This is a genomic window from Thermoactinomyces sp. FSL K6-2592 (genome assembly GCF_038006465.1).
Taxonomy (GTDB): Bacteria; Bacillota; Bacilli; order Thermoactinomycetales; family Thermoactinomycetaceae; genus Thermoactinomyces; species Thermoactinomyces vulgaris.
In genome coordinates this window covers 1856339-1876173 of the sequence record NZ_JBBOVH010000001.1, presented here as the reverse complement: position 1 = coordinate 1876173, position 19835 = coordinate 1856339, and the positions used below count along the sequence as shown (strand labels likewise).

Annotated in this window: 17 protein-coding genes and 1 other annotated feature; of the genes, 12 read left to right on the top strand and 5 right to left on the bottom strand. The window is 49.3% G+C overall.

Annotation, left to right across the window (positions count from 1 at the left end):
* Positions 1-43: 43 nt before the first annotated feature.
* The 5 genes from map to NYE37_RS09780 all read right to left on the bottom strand — a co-directional run bounded on the left by map (position 44) and on the right by NYE37_RS09780 (position 4432).
* Positions 44-811: a type I methionyl aminopeptidase gene (gene map, locus NYE37_RS09800; RefSeq protein ID WP_037993546.1), complete on the bottom strand. Its 768-nt coding sequence runs from the start codon at positions 809-811 to the stop codon at positions 44-46.
* 304 nt (positions 812-1115) lie between these two features.
* Positions 1116-1586 carry a hypothetical protein gene (locus NYE37_RS09795; RefSeq protein WP_037993544.1) on the bottom strand — a complete coding sequence of 157 codons (471 nt, stop codon included), beginning with the start codon at positions 1584-1586 and terminating at the stop codon, positions 1116-1118.
* 184 nt (positions 1587-1770) lie between these two features.
* Positions 1771-2616 (bottom strand): ABC transporter permease, encoded by an 846-nt coding sequence (locus tag NYE37_RS09790; RefSeq protein WP_049719894.1) that lies wholly within the window; start codon positions 2614-2616, stop codon positions 1771-1773.
* Positions 2613-3386 (bottom strand): ABC transporter ATP-binding protein, encoded by a 774-nt coding sequence (locus tag NYE37_RS09785; RefSeq protein ID WP_037993542.1) that lies wholly within the window; start codon positions 3384-3386, stop codon positions 2613-2615. Before NYE37_RS09785 ends, NYE37_RS09790 begins: the two co-directional genes overlap by 4 nt.
* Complete coding sequence (locus tag NYE37_RS09780) at positions 3383-4432, bottom strand: ABC transporter substrate-binding protein (RefSeq protein WP_198050590.1); 1050 nt, start codon at positions 4430-4432, stop codon at positions 3383-3385. The genes NYE37_RS09785 and NYE37_RS09780 overlap by 4 nt, the downstream gene beginning before the upstream one ends.
* A 171-nt stretch (positions 4433-4603) precedes the next feature.
* On the opposite strand from NYE37_RS09780, the gene hemA reads away from it, so the two are divergent.
* The 12 genes from hemA (at position 4604) to NYE37_RS09720 (ending at position 19824) form a co-directional block, all read left to right on the top strand.
* Positions 4604-5950 carry a glutamyl-tRNA reductase gene (gene hemA, locus NYE37_RS09775; RefSeq protein WP_037993539.1) on the top strand — a complete coding sequence of 449 codons (1347 nt, stop codon included), beginning with the start codon at positions 4604-4606 and terminating at the stop codon, positions 5948-5950.
* Positions 5951-5964: 14 nt separating this feature from the next.
* Positions 5965-6786 (top strand): cytochrome C assembly family protein, encoded by an 822-nt coding sequence (locus tag NYE37_RS09770; protein ID WP_037993537.1) that lies wholly within the window; start codon positions 5965-5967, stop codon positions 6784-6786.
* Positions 6787-6808: 22 nt separating this feature from the next.
* The gene (locus NYE37_RS09765; protein ID WP_052186621.1) at positions 6809-7540 is read left to right on the top strand and encodes a precorrin-2 dehydrogenase/sirohydrochlorin ferrochelatase family protein; all 732 of its coding nucleotides are present in this window, start codon (positions 6809-6811) and stop codon (positions 7538-7540) included.
* Entirely contained in the window at positions 7477-8403 is a 927-nt protein-coding gene (hemC, locus tag NYE37_RS09760; protein WP_037993535.1) for a hydroxymethylbilane synthase, read from the top strand. The genes NYE37_RS09765 and hemC overlap by 64 nt, the downstream gene beginning before the upstream one ends.
* Positions 8400-9917 (top strand): uroporphyrinogen-III C-methyltransferase, encoded by a 1518-nt coding sequence (gene cobA / locus NYE37_RS09755; RefSeq protein ID WP_049719898.1) that lies wholly within the window; start codon positions 8400-8402, stop codon positions 9915-9917. The genes hemC and cobA overlap by 4 nt, the downstream gene beginning before the upstream one ends.
* Positions 9918-9933: 16 nt before the next feature.
* Entirely contained in the window at positions 9934-10914 is a 981-nt protein-coding gene (hemB, locus tag NYE37_RS09750) for a porphobilinogen synthase (protein ID WP_037993532.1), read from the top strand.
* 129 nt (positions 10915-11043) lie between these two features.
* Complete coding sequence (hemL, locus tag NYE37_RS09745; RefSeq protein ID WP_037993531.1) at positions 11044-12336, top strand: glutamate-1-semialdehyde 2,1-aminomutase; 1293 nt, start codon at positions 11044-11046, stop codon at positions 12334-12336.
* 235 nt (positions 12337-12571) lie between these two features.
* Positions 12572-13783 carry a LysM peptidoglycan-binding domain-containing protein gene (locus NYE37_RS09740; RefSeq protein WP_037993528.1) on the top strand — a complete coding sequence of 404 codons (1212 nt, stop codon included), beginning with the start codon at positions 12572-12574 and terminating at the stop codon, positions 13781-13783.
* A gap of 115 nt (positions 13784-13898) precedes the next feature.
* A complete protein-coding gene (locus tag NYE37_RS09735) occupies positions 13899-14918 on the top strand; it encodes a phosphotransferase (RefSeq protein WP_170151217.1) in 1020 nt (339 codons plus the stop codon).
* Positions 14919-15154: 236 nt separating this feature from the next.
* Positions 15155-15316 carry a hypothetical protein gene (locus NYE37_RS09730; RefSeq protein WP_156097702.1) on the top strand — a complete coding sequence of 54 codons (162 nt, stop codon included), beginning with the start codon at positions 15155-15157 and terminating at the stop codon, positions 15314-15316.
* 120 nt (positions 15317-15436) lie between these two features.
* Positions 15437-15668 (top strand) — a binding site (T-box leader).
* 52 nt (positions 15669-15720) lie between these two features.
* Entirely contained in the window at positions 15721-18360 is a 2640-nt protein-coding gene (locus tag NYE37_RS09725) for a valine--tRNA ligase (RefSeq protein ID WP_049719900.1), read from the top strand.
* Between the two features lie 159 nt (positions 18361-18519).
* Positions 18520-19824 (top strand): bifunctional folylpolyglutamate synthase/dihydrofolate synthase, encoded by a 1305-nt coding sequence (locus NYE37_RS09720; protein WP_165489752.1) that lies wholly within the window; start codon positions 18520-18522, stop codon positions 19822-19824.
* The last annotated feature ends 11 nt before the right edge of the window (positions 19825-19835 follow it).

Sequence of the window (19835 nt, the reverse complement as noted above, 5' to 3'; positions counted from 1 at the left end):
CAAAAAAGGGCTGTCGCGATCCGCACAGCCCTTTTTCTTTCGCTTAAAAATCAAAGGTTTCATCCGGTTGCCGGGTCAGGATGAGCGGCCCGTCTTTGGTGATTGCCACGGTGTGTTCGTATTGCGCCGACAAACTTCCGTCCACTGTTTTGGCCGTCCATCCGTCCTCCATGATTTTGACCAAATGGTTACCCAAGTTCAGCATGGGTTCAATCGTGATCACCATTCCTTCTTTTAATTCGGCCCCCTGGCCGGGCGGGCCGAAATGGGGAACTTCGGGGAGTTCATGAATGCGCCGGCCGATCCCGTGTCCGATAAACGAACGGACCACCGACATTCCGTTTTCCTCGGCATAAGACTGGATGGCATGGGAAATGTCCCCGATCCGGTTGCCGGGTTTGGCTTGTTCAATGCCTTTATATAATGCGGCTTTGGTGACGGTTAATAAGTTTCGGGCCGCTTCGGAAATCTCCCCCACTGCATAAGACCAAGCCGAGTCGGCCAACCAGCCGTCCAGGTTGACGACCATATCAATGCAAACAATGTCTCCTTCTTTCAGCGGTGTTTTCCGGGGAAAACCGTGGCACACCTCATCGTTGACCGAAGCACAGGTGGCATAAGGATAGCCCATGTATCCTTTTTGTTCCGGGGTGGCCCCGTGTTGCTTCAAAAACTGTTCCACCCATTCGTCAATCTCAAGTGTTGTCACTCCCGGCTGAATCCGTTTCTTCAAGTGCTGATGACATTGGGCAAGAAGTTTTCCCGCTTCATGCATTTTACGGATTTCCCGGGGGCTTTTTAATGAAATCATCCCGCGATCTCTCCCTTGTTTTCTTCATCGGAATGTGTACCGTTTTTCACCATTAAGTTATTCACAAACCATTGAGGGATTGCAATTCCCATAAGAAAGGGGCGGTTTCACAGACCGGTTTCAGCAAGAAAACCACCGGCATCCCCGGTTGTCCCATCCTCATGCACCGGGGCCGGTGGATTTGGCCGGCGATGATTCATCATGCCCTTCCCATTTCCGGTAAACGGTCCGCCGGGAATCTCCGGTTGACCTGATGAAGACCGGGTTTCCGGAACGTTTGTCCAACGTCGCTTGCATGACCGGATTATTTTTTGGAGATAAAAACCAGTCCCAAGATCACGATCAAGACGGGCCAATAAGCATGAAAGACCGAAGTGATCGGGGAAACCAAAGGAAGTTCGGTGATGCCCGGGTATGCAAAAATTCCCGTCAATATCAAAATCACCCCGACCAAAGCCGTGATTTTGCTTTTATTAATGGTAAATTGCAACAAAACGACCAATCCGAAAAGAGCAACCAATATGCTCCAATGTTTGGGCCAGCCGTTGACGTATTTCAATCCCCAGGCCGTGACACTGATGGTGGCGGCGAAACCGGCCCATAAGGTCAACGTGCTGATTTTCTTCAAGATTCCGACATAAAGCAAAAGGACACTGAACAAGAATATGAGAAACGGCCAAGTGATCAAGGAAGCAAGAGAAGTGAGATCGGTTTGGACAAGCAGAAGGATGATTCCGACCAGTGTGATGATAAAACCGATAATCTTTGTTTGCATAACCCCTTCTCCCTTTGTCAATAAGTAGAATTTTCCTTTTACATCTTATCACAATTTCAGCAGGAGCAAGGTACAGATTTATCGATCCGGCCGGTTTTATCCTGCCGGCCGTGAAGAAAAAATGAAGAAAGGGTTGGGAAGCAGAAAACGGCTGAATAAAAGCGGGACAAAACATACGCTTTGGTTAGCCGTTTTGCTGCTGTCCTTTAGAAACGAGCCGTTTTTCAATGATCGCGATCAACTGATACATGATGGTGGCGATGACCGCCACGATCATCAGGCTTAACATCACAAGATGCAGATTAAACACTTGGAAACCGTAAATCATCAAGTAACCGAGTCCCTGTTTGGAGACCAAAAACTCGCCGACGATGACCCCCACCCATGACAACCCGACATTGACCTTCAAGGCGGCAATCATATCGGGAATGGCGGCGGGAAAGATGATCTTCCAAAAGATTTGGCTGCGGCTGGCCCCAAACGAACGGGCCAAAATGAGATAACTGGAATCCACACTTTGAAAACTGGTGTAAATGACGATGGTCGTAATGATCACGGTGATGGCGATTCCCATGGCCAGAATGGAGATGAAGCCGGAACCAAACGAAACAATGAACAGGGGGCCGAGCGACACTTTCGGCATGCTGTTTAAAACGACCAGATAGGGGTCCAGAACACGGGATAAAAACGGCGAAGCCCATATAATGGTGGCCAGGATGACCCCGGATAGGGTGCCGATCAAAAAGCCGGCGATGGTTTCCATCGATGTGATTGCGATATGGGCATATAATTCCCCGGAACGGGCCAATTCGGCCGCTTGCTTCATCATGAGCGAAGGACTGCTGAATAAAAAGGAGTCAATCCAACCGGCCCGGGCCCCCCATTCCCATGCAAAGACAAAACCGACCAGGATCAGGAAGCGCAAGAACCAAACCCCGATTTGCCGGAGCCGCAACCGGCGCAGGAAATCGGCATGTGAGGGGCTCTTGGCCCCCTTGGTCAACCACTTTTTCCATGAAAAGAAGCTCATGGTTGTTCCACCTCCTGCCACAACTGTTCAAACAGCCGGCGAAAAACAGGATGGCTGCGGGATTTGAGCGCAGACAAAGCGCGGATTTCTTCCGGAACGACCATCGTTTTTTGAATGGTTCCGGGACGTCCGCCCATCACCAATATCCGGTCGCCCACCGCCAGGGCTTCTTCCAGGTCATGGGTCACAAGGACAGCAGTTTTCTTGTGTCGTTTCATGACATCCATCAACAAGTCTTCCAAAGCGATTTTGTTTTGAATATCCAGAGCCGAAAAGGGTTCATCCAACAGCAGGATTTCCGGATTGACGGCTAATGTGCGGACCAGCGCCACCCGTTGCCGCATGCCGCCGGACAATTGGGACGGATATTGATGGGATGTATGTTCCAGACCCATTTGTTTGAGCAGATGAAGGGCGTACTCAATGCGCTCGGGCGTGTTTTGTTTCCGGAATTCCAAGCCCAAAATCATGTTTTTGAGGACGGTGCGCCATTCCAGCAATCCGTCCTTTTGCAGCATGTAACCGGTGTATTTGGCTGCATGGGTTTTCCCTTCTTTGCCGAACAACCGAATTTGCCCCGACGTCTGTTTGTAAATGCCGGCCAGAAGCGAGAGGATAGTGCTTTTTCCGCACCCGCTGGGACCGACTAAAACCAGGGTTTCTCCTTGTTCGACGGTGAAATTGATGTCCCGGATGGCGGTGACTTCTTCTTCTTTGCTGAAGAAGGTATGCGTCACGTTCTGAAACTGGATGGCCGGTGTGGGTTTCATGGTGTCCCCCCTTTGAGTTCATCCACAATTTTTTGGCTGATGTGAGGATCGATCAGTTGTTCATAAGGGACGTTTTTGGGCAATTCGCCGGCTTGGGACATAATCCGGAGGAAATGCCCGTATTCATCCGGATCGATGACGGGATTGTCTGCATAAGAATCCTGATCTTTATAGCGTTTGATTACACGAATCAAGATGGAGCGGTCGGTATCGGGAAAATAACTTTGGATGGCGGAGGCAATTTCTTCGGGGGAGTGGTTCTTCACCCAGATTTGTCCTTTGTACACGGCCCGGACAAATTTTTGGGCAATATCCGGATTTTCGCGGAGCCACTTCTCTTTCGCCAAGTAACAGGTGTAGGGGAGACGGCCGCTTTCTTTTCCAAACGATGCGACGATGTATCCTTTGCCTTCGGCTTCGATTTTGGAAGCAACGGGTTCAAACAGTTGGGCAAAATCGCCGGTTCCGGCCAAAAACGCATTTCCTAAATTTTGATAATCGACATTTTGGATGATTCGCACATCTTGATGGGGGATCAATTGATTTTTCCGTTGTACATATTCACTGACCATTTCCGGCATGCCGCCCCGCCGTTGCCCCAACAACGATTGGCCTTTTAACATTTGCCAATCAAATTGCGGGACGGGTTTGCGGGATACCAAAAACGATCCGTCGGTTTGGGTGAGTTGTGCAAAGGCTTTGACCGTATCGGAACGGGAACGGGCGGTGACATAGATGCCGGCTTCCACGCCGACCAGAACGATATCGGATTCCCCGGCCAGGAGGGTGGTCATGGTTTTGTCCCCGCCGTTTCCGTTGACCAGTTCAACCGACAATCCTTCTTGTTCGAAAAAGCCTTGGCTTAAGGCCACATACTGCGGTGCGTAAAAGATGGAATGCGTCACCTCGACCAGCCGGATGTTGGATTTATCGTCAGAGGAAGATGTGCATGCCGTTGACAAAAAGACCAGAGAAAGAACGAGCAGGATACTAGGAAGCCGCTTGACAGACCTTTTCAAGTCGATCACCTCATTTAAATTAGGCATGGATCTATATTTCCATTATATAATAAGATTGCCAATATTTGTTCAATGGGATTCCGGTGGCTTCAAAATGTGTTCACACCCGTTTTTCCGGGGATTACAACAGTATGTTATAATGAAGTTTGATTCATCGCAGATTTGTGCCCAGTGTTGGGATTCGAGGTGAAGAGCAACATGCATATACTGACCATTGGACTGAATCACGAGACAGCTCCGGTTGAATTGAGGGAAAGGCTTGCCTTTTCGGAAGACCGCTTGGATTATGCTTTAAGAACGTTGCGGGATATGAAAAGCATTATGGAATGCGTGATCTTGAGCACTTGTAACCGTATGGAGCTTTATGTGGTTTGTGACCAGCTCCATACCGGTGAATATTACGCCAAAACTTTTATTGAGAACTGGTTTCGTATCCCCAAAGAAGAGTTTTGCGATTACCTTTATGTGAAAAAGAACGAAGATGCCGTCCGGCATTTGTTTCATGTCGTTTGCGGCATGAATTCCTTGGTGCTGGGCGAAACCCAAATCCTGGGACAGGTGAAACAAGCCTTTTTCACAGCGATGGAAAGCAAAACAACCGGAACGTTATTCAATACATTGTTTAAACAGGCCGTCACGTTTGGAAAACGCGTTCATTCAGAAACCGAGATCGGACAAAATGCCGTATCCGTCAGTTATGTTGCTGTGGAATTGGGCAAGAAAATGTTTGACTCCTTTGAGGATAAAACGATTCTTTTGGTCGGTGCGGGGGAAATGAGTGAATTGACGGCGAAACATTTTTATTCCAACGGGGCAAAGCGTGTACAAGTTGTCAACCGGACCTTTTCGAAAGCGGAGGAGCTGGCCGGAAAGTTTCACGGGGAAGCAAGGCCATGGGAAGATTTGATTGCTTGCCTGAAAGAAGCGGATATCGTGGTCAGTTCCACCGGAGCCAAGGAGCCGGTCTTGACCCGTTCCATGGTGGAACCGGTTTTAAAAAGCCGCCGGTCCCCGCTTTTCTTGATCGATATCGCCGTGCCCCGGGACATCGAACCGTCCATTGCCGGGCTGGAGTCCGTGTTTTTATATGACATTGATGATTTACGTGAAATTGCTGAATCCAACATGTCCCTCAGGCAGAAAGAAGCCGAAAAAATCAAGGGCTGGATTGAGGAAGAGGTTCGGGAATTTAACACATGGCTGGACACTTTGGGTGTGGTTCCCCTGATCTCGGCGCTCAGGGAAAAAGCGCTGTCCATTCAGGAAGATGCCGTGAACAAAATCGAACGGAAGTTGCCGGAGATGACCGAGCGGGAAAAACGGGTCATTCGCAAACATACCAAGAGCATTGTGAACCAAATGATGCGTGATCCGATTGTCCGCCTGAAGGAACTGGCCACCACGCCACAAAAAGAAGCAGCACAGGAAATGTTTGTTTATTTGTTTGCTTTGGAAGAGCTTTTAAAACAGGAAGATGAGGAAGAACCGGCCAAAGTGGAAGTGAAAAATCCAGCGCTTGGTCAAGAGGCTTGGGCCCGCATTTAAAGGAGGAAACCTTGATGTTTGCGGAGCGTTGGATTTATGACTTCATCATTTATTTATATGCGTTCAGCATCTTGTTTTCTTTTGCTGATCTGTTGCACCGAAACAGGCGCTCCGAGAAGATATCGTATTTGTTCTTGGGGATTGTATGGTTGATCCAAACGGCAGTTTTCATCCTGGTGGTTCTTAACTGGTGGCCCAAACAACTGCCGTTTTGGATTGATGCTTTTTTTATTTACTCATGGATTTTGGTCAGTTTTACACTGGTCATGCATCTGGTCTATCGCATGCCGGTTTATTATTTCCTGGCCAATCTGATGGGGTTTGTCGTTTTGGTGTTGAATCTGTTTTTTGTTCGTCATCCATCCGCAGCTTTTGAATATTTGTTGTTGACGGAGCTGGTTTTCATTCATGTGACCATCGCAATGATGTCCTATGCCGCATTTTCGCTGGCCTGTATCAGCGGAGGGCTTTATCTGGTCAGCAATCATTTGCTGAAAGAGAAAAAGTGGAATCGTTTGTTGCGCATCTTGCCCAGCTTGGACCGGTTGGAGTCCTTTTCCGTTTGGTCGGTTGTCGCCGGTGCCGTTTTCTTGCTAATTTCCGTGTTATTAGGTATCATTTATGGTTACCAAACGGTTGGCAACCGGCTTTGGTTGGATCCGAAATTATGGGGAACGTTTTGGGTAATGATTTTGTACGGCTGGATCATCTGGCAATGGACGCGCACCCGGTTGACCGGCCGGCGCCTGGCTTGGTGGAGTTCGCTTTCTTTTTTATCCATCTTGCTGAATTATTTCATTACCCGGACAGGTGTTTCCTTTCATCAATGGTTCTGAGAGCGGAAGGAGCACGACAAAGATGAGACAACCCTATGCCATGATGATTGATCTGAGAGGAAAGCCCTGTTTGGTGGTGGGAGGAGGAAAAGTGGCCGGGCGCAAAGTGAAGACGTTGATCGATGCCGGGGCTCATGTCAAAGTGGTGAGTCCGGCAATCACGCCCATGATCAAATATTGGGCGCTTTCCAGAAAAGTGGAATGGTTCGCCCGGCCTTACCAACAAGAGGATGGTGCAGGCCAATTTTTGGTGGTTGCCGCCACCGATGATCCGGGTGTCAACCGGACTGTTTATTGTCATGCAAAGATGCGCGATCAATGGATTAACGTTGTTGATCAGCCCGGGCTTTGCAATTTTACGATCCCTGCGGTATTGACACGGGGGAAACTGCAAATCGCCATTTCCACGCAAGGGGCAAGCCCGTCCGTGGCCAAGAAAATCCGCCGCGAACTGGAAGATGCCTATGGCGAGGAATATGAGCTTTATTTGGACCTGGTGCAAGAGATGCGGCAGAAAATTCAAGTCCAAGTCACGGAGAAACGGATCCGGTACCAGCTGTACAAAGAATTGGCATCGGACCGGTGGATTGAAGCTTGCCGCCGAAATCCGGACGGGGTTCACCGTGAAATGGCGGAATGGTTGGAAAACATGATTTTAAGCGGAGCGAAGGAGAAAGGAGGGTCTGTGGCATGCGGACGCTTGTGGCAGGAACAAGACGAAGTGAGTTGGCACTTACCCAAACCCATTGGGTGATGGAACACTTGAAGGAATTGGAACCGGGATTGGATATCCGGGTGAAAAAAATTGTAACTAAAGGCGATCGCATTTTAAATGTCACCTTGTCCAAAGTGGGCGGCAAAGGATTGTTTGTAAAAGAAATTGAACAAGCTTTGTTGGATGGGAAAATTGATTTTGCCGTACACAGCATGAAAGACATGCCTTCTGAAATGCCTCCGGGATTGGTGATCGGGGCGGTTCCGGTAAGGGAAACACCGACGGATGCCCTGTTATCCATCGACGGAAGAACATTGGATGAACTCCCGTCCGGAGCGGTGGTGGGAACCAGCAGTTTGAGGCGCCAGGCGCAAATTCTGGCTTATCGTCCGGATTTGAAAGTGGAACCGGTGCGGGGCAATTTGCAAACGCGAATCCGCAAGATGCAAGAAGGCCAGTTTGATGCCATTATTTTGGCGACTTCCGGATTGAAAAGGATGGACTGGGAAAACAAAATTTGCCAGGAGTTAACCGCGGATGTCATGCTGCCGGCGGTCGGGCAAGGGGCTTTGGCTGTCCAGTGCCGTGCGGATGATGAAGAGCTTTTGTCTGTTTTACAGCGGTTGAATCATGAGGAAACGAACAAAGCCGTTTCTGCCGAACGGTCTTTTTTGCATGCTTTTCAAGGCGGATGCCATTTGCCGATTGCGGCTCATGCTGTATTGGATCAAGATGAAATTCATTTGACCGGTCTGGTTGCCGATCCCGGGGGACAAGACGTGATCAAAAAAAGCATCCGTGGGAAAGATCCCGAAAAGCTCGGAAAAGATTTGGCGGCATCTTTAAAAGAAGAAGGGGCCGGTCGTCTGTTGGAAACCGTGCGGGAGGGGCTTAAGATATGACCGGTATGGTTTATCTGGTTGGAGCGGGTCCCTGGGATCCGGGCCTGATCACCGTCAAGGGATTAAAGGCGCTGAAAAAAGCGGATGTGATCATTTATGACCGGTTGGCCAACCCCCAGCTTTTGAATCATGCAAAAGAGAATGTCGAACGGATTTATGTGGGAAAATCATCCGACCATCATACACACACCCAGGAAGAGATCAATGATCTGCTGGTTGAAAAGGCCAAACAAGGATTGACGGTGGTCCGGCTGAAAGGCGGGGATCCTTTTGTTTTCGGACGCGGCGGGGAAGAGGCCGAACGTTGCGTGGAAGAAGGCATTCCTTTTGAAGTGATCCCCGGCATCACCTCTGCCATTGCCGTTCCGGCTTATGCAGGGATTCCGGTCACCCATCGGGATATGAATGCATCGTTTTCGGTAGTCACCGGGTATGAACGGAAAGAAAAAAATGAACCCTCCGTTTCTTTTGCTTCCCTGGCCAAAGCAACCGAAACCCAGGTTTTTTTGATGGGGGTCAAAAATCTTCCCTATATCGTTGAACGGTTGAGAAAATACGGAAGATCCGGCGATACGCCGGTGGCTTTGATCCGTTGGGGAACCAAAATGGAACAGGAAACTTTGACCGGCACGCTGGAGGATATTGTTGAAAAGGCGGAAGAACGAAAATTCCGCCCGCCGGCGGTGATTGTGGTCGGGGAAGTGGTCCGCCTGCGTGAAAAGCTGGCATGGTTTGAACAAAAACCATTGTTTGGCAAACGGGTTTTAGTTACCCGGGCGCGTGAGCAAAGCCAAAGCTTGTCGGAGAAGATTCATGAATTGGGAGGAGAATCGCTGGAGTTTCCGGTGATCAAAATCACCCGCCCGAAACGCCAGGACTTTCTTGATCAATCCCTCCGCCGCCTTCATGAGTATGATTGGATTATCTTTACCAGTGTCAACGGGGTGAAATTTTTCTTTTCGCGACTGCGCGAGTTAAAGATCGATATCCGTCAAATGGGCAAAGCGAAGATCGCCGCCATCGGCCCGAAAACGGCAGAAGCCTTGTGGGAAAAAGGGTTGCTCGTTGACGTGATTCCCGAAGAATACCAGGCGGAAGGGTTGATTGAAAGTCTTCGCCACCAAGTCAAAGCGGGAGAAAAAATCTTATTGCCCCGTGCCAACATCGCCCGCAAAATTTTAGCGGTCAAGCTGGCTGAGATGGGTTGTGAAGTGACCGATGCCGATGCATATGACACGGAGACAGAAACTGGAAATGTGAGTGAAATCGTTGAGGGGTTACGGGAAGGAACGATTCATGTGATTACTTTCACAAGTCCTTCCACGGTCCGGAACTTTGTCCGGTCCCTGCAAACGGTGGAAAAAGATGTGCCTTCATTACTAAAAGGGGTGCACATTGTCTGCATCGGCCCGATTACGGCTCAAACGGCCGGGGAATTGGGATTGAAAGTGGACGGCATTGCCAAAGAGTACACCATTGAAGGATTGGTGGAAGTATTGAAGCAGTTGCCATAAGGTTGTTAGAAGGAGGATGAAATCAGTGGCTTCATTTATTCGTCATCGCCGTTTGCGCATGAATGAAAACATCCGGTCTCTGGTGAGAGAAACACATTTAAAAATCGATGATTTGATTTATCCGTTTTTTGTTATCGAAGGAACGGGGATCAAACAGGAAGTCCCCTCCATGCCGGGCGTTTATCAATATTCTTTGGACCGTCTTCACGAGGAAATGGATGAAGTGGTGAAACTTGGAATCCGTTCGGTTTTGGTTTTTGGCATTCCGGCACATAAGGATGAATGCGGATCTCAAGCTGATGATGAGCACGGGATTGTCCAGGAAGCGATCCGGTATCTGAAAAAAGAATACCCGTCCCTGTATGTGATTGCAGATACCTGCTTGTGTGAATATACTTCCCACGGCCATTGCGGAGTGGTGGAAAACGGGCAGGTGCTAAACGATCCGTCCCTGGAACGGTTGGTTTCCACGGCCGTTTCGCAAGCCGAGGCGGGAGCGGATATGATTGCTCCTTCCAATATGATGGACGGGTTTGTTTATGCCATTCGTGAAGGGCTGGACAAAGCCGGATTTGAAAACGTGCCAATCATGTCCTATGCCGTCAAGTATGCTTCCGGTTACTACGGACCGTTCCGTGATGCGGCACAATCGGCTCCGGGATTCGGGGACCGGCGTTCTTACCAGATGGATCCGGCCAATATTCGGGAAGCTATGCGTGAAGCCGCATCCGACGTGGCAGAAGGCGCCGATCTGCTCATTGTAAAACCGGGATTGGCTTATTTGGATGTGCTGCAACGGGTTCGTGAACGTTTTGATCTGCCGGTGGTGGCTTATAATGTAAGCGGGGAGTATTCCATGGTCAAAGCGGCGGCCATCAACGGTTGGATCAATGAAAAAGAAGTGGTGATGGAAAGCATGCTGGCATTTAAACGTGCCGGTGCGGATTTGATCATTACTTATCATGCCAAAGATTTGGCCCGTTGGCTGAAAGAATGATTTTTCGCATGCCGGGTTTCAACCAGCCGGTCCATCCGGCTGGTTGATTTGCCGGATGCGGGTTTTGCGTTACAATACAGACAGCGCGTTTACATATCGCTCAAGAACATGAAAAAAGGTGGGTCCGTTATGCGTCTTTCTTTTGAACGATCCGTTGCCGACTACCAGGAAGCGGTGAAAGTGATCCCAGGCGGTGTCAACAGCCCGGTTCGCGCTTTTAAATCGGTGGATATGAACCCGATTTTTATTGAACAAGGGCAAGGTTCCGTGGTGACGGATGTCGACGGGAACCGGTACATCGACTATATTTGTTCCTGGGGGCCGCTCATCTTGGGACATGCCCATCCCGATGTTGTCAGGAAAGTGAAAGAAACGGCAGAAAAAGGAACCAGTTTCGGGGCGCCGACGGAACTGGAAACGAAAATGGCCAAGATGGTTACCGAGCGGATGCCTTCCGTGGATATCGTGCGCATGGTCAATTCCGGAACCGAAGCCACGATGAGCGCCATCCGCTTGGCACGCGCTTATACCAAAAGGACGAAAATCTTGAAGTTTGAAGGAAGTTATCACGGGCACTCGGACAGTTTGTTGATTAAAGCAGGTTCCGGGGTGGCCACGCTCGGGCTTCCGGACAGCCCCGGTGTTCCGATGGATTTGGCCCAATCGACGTTAACCGTTCCGTATAATGATTTGGACAGTGTCCGGCTGGCTTTTGAAAAATTCGGCGAAGAGATTGCCGCGGTGATTGTCGAACCGGTTGCGGGCAATATGGGCGTGGTTCCGCCTCAGCCCGGCTTTTTGGAAGGAATCCGGGAAATCACCGAACAATATGGAACCGTCCTGATTTTTGACGAAGTGATGACCGGCTTCCGCGTGGATTATTACTCCGCCCAAGGACGTTACAACGTCATGCCCGATCTGACCACCATGGGGAAAGTGATCGGCGGCGGTTTGCCGGTGGGGGCTTTCGGCGGCAAACGCGAGATCATGGAGATGATTGCTCCGGTCGGCCCGGTTTACCAAGCCGGCACTTTGTCCGGAAACCCGTTGGCCATGGCAGCCGGTACGGCCACCTTGGAAGCCATGACCCCGCAAGCTTATGAGGAGCTGGAGAAGAAAGGGGCCATGTTGGAAGAAGGAATGAAACAAAATGCTGAAGAAGCCGGCGTGCCGCATCATATCAACCGGGTCGGTTCCATGGTTTGTCTCTTCTTTACCGATGAAAAAGTGACCAGCTATGAACAGGCCAAATCGTCCGATACCGGTTTGTTTGCTTCGTACTACAAAAACATGCTGGAAGAAGGGATTTTGTTGGCGCCTTCCCAATTCGAGGGCATGTTTGTCTCGATGGCCCACAGCGAATCGGACATTGAGCGCACCATCGAAGCAAACCGGCGTGCACTGAAAAAACTGTCCAAATGAATATGATCCCAAGGCTGCCGGCCTCATTCCGGCAGCCTTTGTTTTTGAAAAAACATTGAACCGTGAAGAGACGGCAGTTGCAGAAGAATTGACGTCTCTTTTTTTGTTTTTTCAACCTCCTGTCCAAAAGAACCGGTTATAACCGGAAAGGAATTGCATATAGTTTACTAATATCCCAAACGACGGGCACTGTGATGTCGTTTGGTGAAGAAAATCCTCAAAAGGAGGGAATCAAATGGAAGATCAATTCACTCAGCTTCGCTTCGACATTTCGGAGAAGGTGCGTTTACATCCGCAACAACCGGGAATCGATACCCTCCTGGAACTGGACTTATATCCGGACGTAGAGATAAAAGACGAGGGTCAACATTTAAAAATCCAAGGTTATTTGCGTTTAAACGGCGTTTATGTAGGGGAAGAACAAACCGCTGAAGAGGAAAGCGGGGCCTTACATAACAGGAGAGTGGAGGAAGAAACCAATGAACTGGCTTATGTGATTCCGGTGGAAATCACGCTTCCTGCCGACAGGGCAGAGCAGTCCCGGATTTCCGCGGAAGTGGAGACATTTGATTATGAAGTCCTGTCTCCATTTGAATTGAAGATTGAAGCGATTTTAATGATTGACGGTTTGCTTCCCGAAAGCAGCCATGAGGAAGAAGAGCAAAGCGGGGAAAATGTGCAAAAATATCCGGTTTTCTCCGGATCGACGGCTCAACCTTTAACCATTGCCGGGGAAGACGGGAACAAGGAGGCGGCAGAGAAAGAGGAGGATCCTTCGGAGGCTGTTGCACAGCGGCAAGCACAGGAAGAGGAACCGGCCCGTGAAACCGGCGAAAGAAAGGCTGAGGATGTAAGAGAAGAAAAAGCCAAGGAGGAAGTAAAGGAGACGAAAGAAGTTTCGGAACCGGCTTTGCACGAGCTGGCACAACCGGAAAAAGAACCGGAAGAGAAAGAAAGCAAAGAGGTTGTACAGGAAATTAAACTGTCACCCAAAGATTTCTGGTATGAAAGACAAAAATCCAAGCAAATGGAATTGAAACCGGAGGAAGATTTGATCCCCGCTGAAACAGCGGAAGAGGAACACCCTGTCCAAGAGAAGGTGGAGGTGCCGAAACAGGAAGATGACACACCGGAATCGGTTCTTGCCGAAGAGGAAGGCACTACGGAAGATTCTGCTGACGGGGAAGAAAGGGATGAATCTGGTGAAGCCCGGAGCAAGGCCGAGTGGATCCGCTGGTTGGTTCATGGAAAGGAAGAACATTTTGTTCCGATCAAAATGGTGATCGTGCAAGAAGATGAGACCATTGACCAGGTGGCTGGCAAGTACGAGGTGTCTGCCGACGAGATTGTGAATAAAAACCGGTTGACAACGGACCGGCTGGAGCCCGGGCAAATCTTGCAAGTCCCCGTAAAACCGACCGAATCGCACGAAAAAAGGGAAGCTTAGTGCCGGAAAAAACAAGAAAACCCGAAAAGCCCGGGAAATTCATTTTCTTGTGCCGATGAAGAATTTCCAAACCGGTTTTCGGTATTCGTTTGGAGTGGGGAGAGGAGGATGTGGATTGGATTTCACCCGTAATGATGAATGGAAAATGGCTTGTGACCAGTATGGTTGGCAACCGGTCCGGGTGGAAGGAGACGGGCGGGTCTTCAAAGTGACGTTGCCGGACCGGGAATTGGGGCTGAAAAGATCGGGGGCCTCATATGAAAAATTGATGCTGCTTCACCGGATTTTGGAAAAAATGAACCATCAGGGGTTTGTGCACACGTTGCCTTGGGAGTTGACCCCGGAAGGTGAGCCCGTCGTACGCACCCGTACAAGCTGTTGGTATGCGGTTCCGTGGAAAGAAAAAGGGGCGGACGAAGTATCCGCACAGGATGTGGTCATGGGATTGGCGCATTTGCATCGCTTTTCGGAGCCGGTCTTGAAAGATTATCCGGAATTGGCGGGAAAAACGGACGAACGGTTGATCGACGAGTGGGAGGAGAAACGGCGGGATTTGAAAAGTTACCAGGAACAAATCCGCGCAAGGGAATTTCCGTCCCCCTTTGATCAGTCGGCAGAGCAAATCTTCAAACAGCTGGACCAATCGCTCTCGTTTGCGATCCGGGGCATGAAGCGCTATCTGGAATCGGAAGATGGTGCTCCCCCGCGTTACGCCCTTTGCCACATCCGCATTCATCCAAGCAACATTGTCGCGGATCAAGAAAACTTTTATTTTATTGATTTTGACCATGCCGGGGTGGATTCGCCGGTGCGTGACCTGGCACTGGCGGTGGAACGCCTCAGTGATCCGTCCGATCCGAAAAATTCGCCTTCGGCACTGATTCAGGCCTATGAAGAGATTTGCCCCCTCCGGCCCAAGGAAAAAAAGCTGCTCGGATTATATTTGTCCTATCCGGAACGGCTTCTAAAGACTCTCCGGATTTATTATCATGATCCCAAGCTTTTAAATGATGAGCCCGAAGCAGTTTCACGCTTGGAAAAAGAGATGGCCCGGTATGAAAAAAACAAGGTTTTGGTTCGCCGGTTGTGGACGAACAGAAAAAAAGGAAAGGCAAATAAAGAAATACGCAGATAAACGAAGAATAAATCCGGGATCTCCCGGTTTTTTGTTTTTTGTCACTATTCAAGCGCTCTTTTGATGATAAACTTATTATCAGTCATTTGCATCTCATGGAAGACCGATTTAAGATACAATCGTTTAAAAGCGAAGGAATTTGTTTCGGATGCTGGACAGATACGTACAAAATGTGGAGAATAGGAATATGTTACAATGAAAAGACTTCGGATGCTGACAGGAAGGGGTTTATTCACTTGAGAGCAGTTAAAATGATCGTGAAAAAAACTTACAAAGGTGTGTTGTTCTTAACTTTTCTCAGTATCCTGTTGTTGTGCACAGTGTTGCTTTTGGCTTTTTTGGCTGATCCCCAGGCGATGTATGAATTTATTAAACAAACGTTTGGCGTCCGTTCATAAAAGGGAATCATGGATTTGTCTTTTTGAAACGGCGGTATCGCCGTTTTTTATTCAAATGGGGTATAGTTTGACGCAAAGTTGGAAAACGTGTAATATAATAGTCAATATCTGATGTGAATGGGAAATGCGAAGACGGAGAAGAGTAGACGGATTAAAGCAGTCAGAGAGAGAAACCCTTGGCTGAAAGGTTTCTTCTGCATTTAACCGTTGAACGTCGCTCTTGAGCAGGTTGTCTGAAAGGTTGACGAAACCGTGTAAGATAACCCGGTTCCAGCCGTTATCTGGTCAGAGTGCACTAATTTTTTAATTAGTGAATAAAGGTGGTACCGCGAAAAGACCTTTCGTCCTTTGTTGGCGAAGGTTTTTTTTATTTTCGGAAGAAAGGCGAGCAGGAGGTTGATAAAATGTCGACGATGCCAAAAACGTATGACCCGAAACAGGCAGAATCCAAATGGTATGATTATTGGATGAAAGGCGGGTATTTTCAAGCGGGAGAAGACCCGGATAAAGAACCGTTCACCATTGTGATTCCGCCGCCGAACGTAACGGGGAATTTGCACATCGGCCATGCCTTGAACAACACCTTACAAGATATTTTGATCCGTTTTAAACGGATGCAGGGATATGATGCATTGTGGTTGCCGGGGATGGATCACGCGGGAATTGCCACTCAATCCCGTGTGGAAGCGAAACTCCGGGAAGAAGGAGTCAGCCGCCATGAGCTGGGACGGGAAAAGTTTTTGGACGTTGTATGGCGGTGGAAGGATGAGTATTCCAAAAACATCGCCAATCAATGGCGGAAAATGGGGTTGTCGCTGGACTACAGCCGGGAGCGCTTTACGCTGGATGAAGGGCTTTCGGAAGCGGTCAAAGAAGTGTTTGTCAAGTTGTACGAAAAAGGCCTGATTTACCGCGGGGAATACATTATCAACTGGGATCCGGTTGCCAAGACGGCCCTGTCGGACATTGAAGTGATTCACAAAGAGGTGCAAGGCGCCTTGTATCACATCCGGTATCCGCTGGCAGACGGTTCCGGATCGGTGCAAGTGGCCACCACCCGGCCGGAAACGATGCTCGGGGACACGGCATTGGCGGTTCACCCGGATGACGAGCGCTACCAACATTTGATCGGCAAGGAAGTGGTTCTGCCGCTTACCGGACGCAAAATTCCGGTGATTGCCGATGAATATGTGGATCAGGAATTTGGGACCGGGGTTGTCAAAATCACGCCGGCCCATGACCCAAATGACTTTGAAGTGGGCAATCGCCACGAACTGCCACGGATTTTGGTGATGGATGAATCCGGGAAAATGAACGAAAATGCCGGCAAGTACCAAGGCATGGACCGGTTTGACTGCCGCAAACAAGTCGTCAAAGATCTGGAGAACGAAGGGTACCTGATCCGGGTGGAAGAACATGTGCATTCGGTCGGGCACAGCGAACGTTCGGGCGCGGTGGTGGAACCGTATCTTTCCACCCAATGGTTTGTGGCCATGAAGCCGCTCGCAGAGCGGGCGATTCAGGCCCAGAAAAAAGGAGAAGGCGTCCGTTTTGTTCCGGAACGTTTTGAAAAGATCTATTTCAACTGGATCGAAAATGTGCGGGATTGGTGCATTTCGCGGCAACTGTGGTGGGGACACCGGATTCCGGCATGGTACTGCGGCCAATGTGATGAGATGACGGTGGCCCGTGAGGAACCGAAGACTTGCCCGCATTGCGGAAGCGATCAGTTAAAGCAGGATGAAGACGTCCTGGATACTTGGTTCAGTTCCGGACTCTGGCCGTTTTCCACATTGGGGTGGCCGGAAGAAACCGCGGACTTAAAACGGTACTATCCGACGGATGTTTTATTGACGGGATATGATATCATTTACTTCTGGGTTGCCCGCATGATCTTTTTGGCACTGGAATTCACCGATGACATTCCGTTTAAAAATGTCCTGTTCACCGGCTTGGTCCGGGATGCGGAAGGCCGGAAAATGTCCAAGTCGCTCGGAAACGGGATCGATCCGATGGAAGTGATCGACCAATACGGTGCCGATGCCATGCGGTACATGTTGTCGACCGGTTGCACCCCGGGAAATGATCAGCGTTTCCGCTTTGAACGCGTGGAAGCGGCAAGAAACTTTGCGAACAAAATCTGGAATGCTTCCCGTTTCGCCCTGATGCACTTGGAGGGAGTCGAAAAAGAAGATCTTTCCTTGGCAGGACCCTTTTCAACGGCCGACCAGTGGATCCTGCATCGCCTGAACGAAACGGTCCGGGATGTGACCAGGCTCTTGAACCGCTTTGATTTCGGAGAAGCGGGACGGGTGCTGTACAACTTCATTTGGGATGAGTTTTGCGATTGGTATATCGAGTTTGCCAAACTTCCTCTTTACGGTGAAGATGAAGAAGCGAAAAAAGTCACCCGGTCCGTGTTGGTTCATGTCCTGGACCAATCCCTCAAATTGTTGCATCCCATGATGCCGTTCATCACGGAAGAAATTTGGCAGCATTTGCCGGTGAAAGGCGAAAGCATCATGATCGCCCCGTGGCCGGTGGAAGATGAACAGTTCGAATCCGCGCAAGCGGTTCGGCAGATGCGGGTGTTGATTGAAATCATCCGGTCGGTGCGCAATATCCGGGCGGAAATGGACGTTCCGGCCAAACGGCAAATCGAGCTTTTGATCCGTCCGGACGGTGACATGGAAGAAACCATCCGGAAGCACGAATCGGCGATTAAAAAATTGTGCGGTGTCGACCGGTTAACGATTGATTCCGGTCTCAAACGGCCGCAAAAATCCATGACGGATGTGGTGACCGGCGCCGAGATATTCTTGCCGCTTGCCGGAATGGTGGATGTGGAACAAACCATTGCCCGTCTGAAAGCCGAATTGAAAAAATTAAATGCCGAAGTGGAAAGAGTGGAGAAAAAACTGGCAAACCCCGGCTTTGTTTCCAAAGCACCCGCTGAAGTGGTCGGGAAAGAACGGAAAAAAGGTGAAGAGTATAAAGAAAAACGAGAGAAAGTGCTCGCCCGTTTGAAGGAAATGGAAGGATGACAAAGGGGAGGGTTCTCCCCTCCCCGTTTCATATTGACGGATGGCCGGATAACAGGCAAAATGGACAAAGTGAATGTATTCTTATTAATTAAAATAGTTTTGGAAAGAAGCTGAGGGAGAATGACTCAATTCGAAACAGCTCAAGAAGTATTTGCTTGGATGGAACAAACATGTGCCAAAACCATTCAACCGGGACTGGAACGCATGGAATGGATGCTGGAGCGGTTGGATCATCCTGAACGTAGGTTGAAATTTATTCATATTGCAGGTACCAACGGGAAAGGTTCAACTGCTGCCATGATTGCATCGGTACTAAAAGAAGCCGGTTTTTCGGTGGGGATGTATGTTTCTCCTTATGTCCTTTCTTGGCATGAACGAATTCAATTCGACGGACAACCGATGGATGAATCTTCTTTTGTTCGCTGGGTCAATGAATTAAAGCCGCTGATCGAAAAAATGGCGGAAGAAGGGCCGGGGGCCCCGTCTCATTTTGAATTTTGGACTTTGTTATCATTATGTTATTTTGCAAAAGAAGCCTGCCCTTGGTTTGTGGTGTGGGAAACCGGGATGGGAGGACGATTTGACTCCACCAATGTGGTGTACCCGTTGGTATCCGTGATCACCGAAATCGGTTATGACCACAAAAAGTGGCTGGGCGAAACGTTGGAAGAGATCGCAACGGAAAAAGCGGGGATTATCAAACCCGGAGTGCCTGTGATATGCGGCAGCGAAAAAGAAGAAGCACTGTCCGTCATCAAACGTGTTGCCAAAGACAAACATTCCCGATTATATATGTATAATGAAGATTTTTCTGTCATCGCACATCATCAGGATCTGGATGAACAAATATTCACGTTTCAAAATGTGTATCGCGAGCTGGAAAATCTTTCGCTCCCGCTGGCCGGGGATCATCAGTTGCAAAATGCGGCAACGGCATTGATGACGTTGGAAATTTTGCGCCAAAATTATGCAACGGTCATCGAGCCGGAGCATTACATCAACGGATTGAAAAAAACAGCGTGGCCGGGCCGGTTGGAAAAAGCGGGTGACCAGCCGCACATCCGACTGGACGGCGCTCACAATACAGAGGGGATCAAGGCGCTGGTTCAAACCATAAAAAAATATGGATCCCGTTATCGCCGAATCGGTTTTATGATTGCCATGATGAAAGACAAACCGGTCAGGGAAATGTTGGAGCACCTTGCGCAAACAGCTGACTTTGTTGTGACAACCTCGCTTGAGGAGCATGCTCGTTCCCTTGAGGCGGAGGAACTGGCTCGCATGTTGAAAGAAATCAATCCGGATTTAAATGTGGTGCCCGTCCAAGGAGAACAAGATGCACTTCACGTATTCCTGAACCAATTGGATGATGATGATTTAGGCATTGTGGCCGGATCGCTGTATTTGGTTTCTGCAGTGCGGCCGTTATTGATGAACCATGGGGGAAGACAGGGACTTACATGAAGGTTGGTGAT

Excerpts from the sequence above, each read along its gene's own strand:
- hemL (WP_037993531.1), top strand. The coding sequence starts at position 11,044 with ATGCGTCTTTCTTTTGAACGATCCGTTGCCGACTACCAGGAAGCGGTG.
- hemA (WP_037993539.1), top strand. The coding sequence starts at position 4,604 with ATGCATATACTGACCATTGGACTGAATCACGAGACAGCTCCGGTTGAA.
- cobA (WP_049719898.1), top strand. The coding sequence starts at position 8,400 with ATGACCGGTATGGTTTATCTGGTTGGAGCGGGTCCCTGGGATCCGGGC.
- NYE37_RS09790 (WP_049719894.1), bottom strand. The coding sequence starts at position 2,616 with ATGAGCTTCTTTTCATGGAAAAAGTGGTTGACCAAGGGGGCCAAGAGC.
- NYE37_RS09725 (WP_049719900.1), top strand. The coding sequence starts at position 15,721 with ATGTCGACGATGCCAAAAACGTATGACCCGAAACAGGCAGAATCCAAA.
- hemB (WP_037993532.1), top strand. The coding sequence starts at position 9,934 with ATGAAATCAGTGGCTTCATTTATTCGTCATCGCCGTTTGCGCATGAAT.
- NYE37_RS09770 (WP_037993537.1), top strand. The coding sequence starts at position 5,965 with ATGTTTGCGGAGCGTTGGATTTATGACTTCATCATTTATTTATATGCG.
- map (WP_037993546.1), bottom strand. The coding sequence starts at position 811 with ATGATTTCATTAAAAAGCCCCCGGGAAATCCGTAAAATGCATGAAGCG.
- NYE37_RS09795 (WP_037993544.1), bottom strand. The coding sequence starts at position 1,586 with ATGCAAACAAAGATTATCGGTTTTATCATCACACTGGTCGGAATCATC.
- NYE37_RS09785 (WP_037993542.1), bottom strand. The coding sequence starts at position 3,386 with ATGAAACCCACACCGGCCATCCAGTTTCAGAACGTGACGCATACCTTC.
- NYE37_RS09720 (WP_165489752.1), top strand. The coding sequence starts at position 18,520 with ATGGAACAAACATGTGCCAAAACCATTCAACCGGGACTGGAACGCATG.
- hemC (WP_037993535.1), top strand. The coding sequence starts at position 7,477 with ATGCGGACGCTTGTGGCAGGAACAAGACGAAGTGAGTTGGCACTTACC.
- NYE37_RS09740 (WP_037993528.1), top strand. The coding sequence starts at position 12,572 with ATGGAAGATCAATTCACTCAGCTTCGCTTCGACATTTCGGAGAAGGTG.
- NYE37_RS09765 (WP_052186621.1), top strand. The coding sequence starts at position 6,809 with ATGAGACAACCCTATGCCATGATGATTGATCTGAGAGGAAAGCCCTGT.
- NYE37_RS09780 (WP_198050590.1), bottom strand. The coding sequence starts at position 4,432 with ATGCCTAATTTAAATGAGGTGATCGACTTGAAAAGGTCTGTCAAGCGG.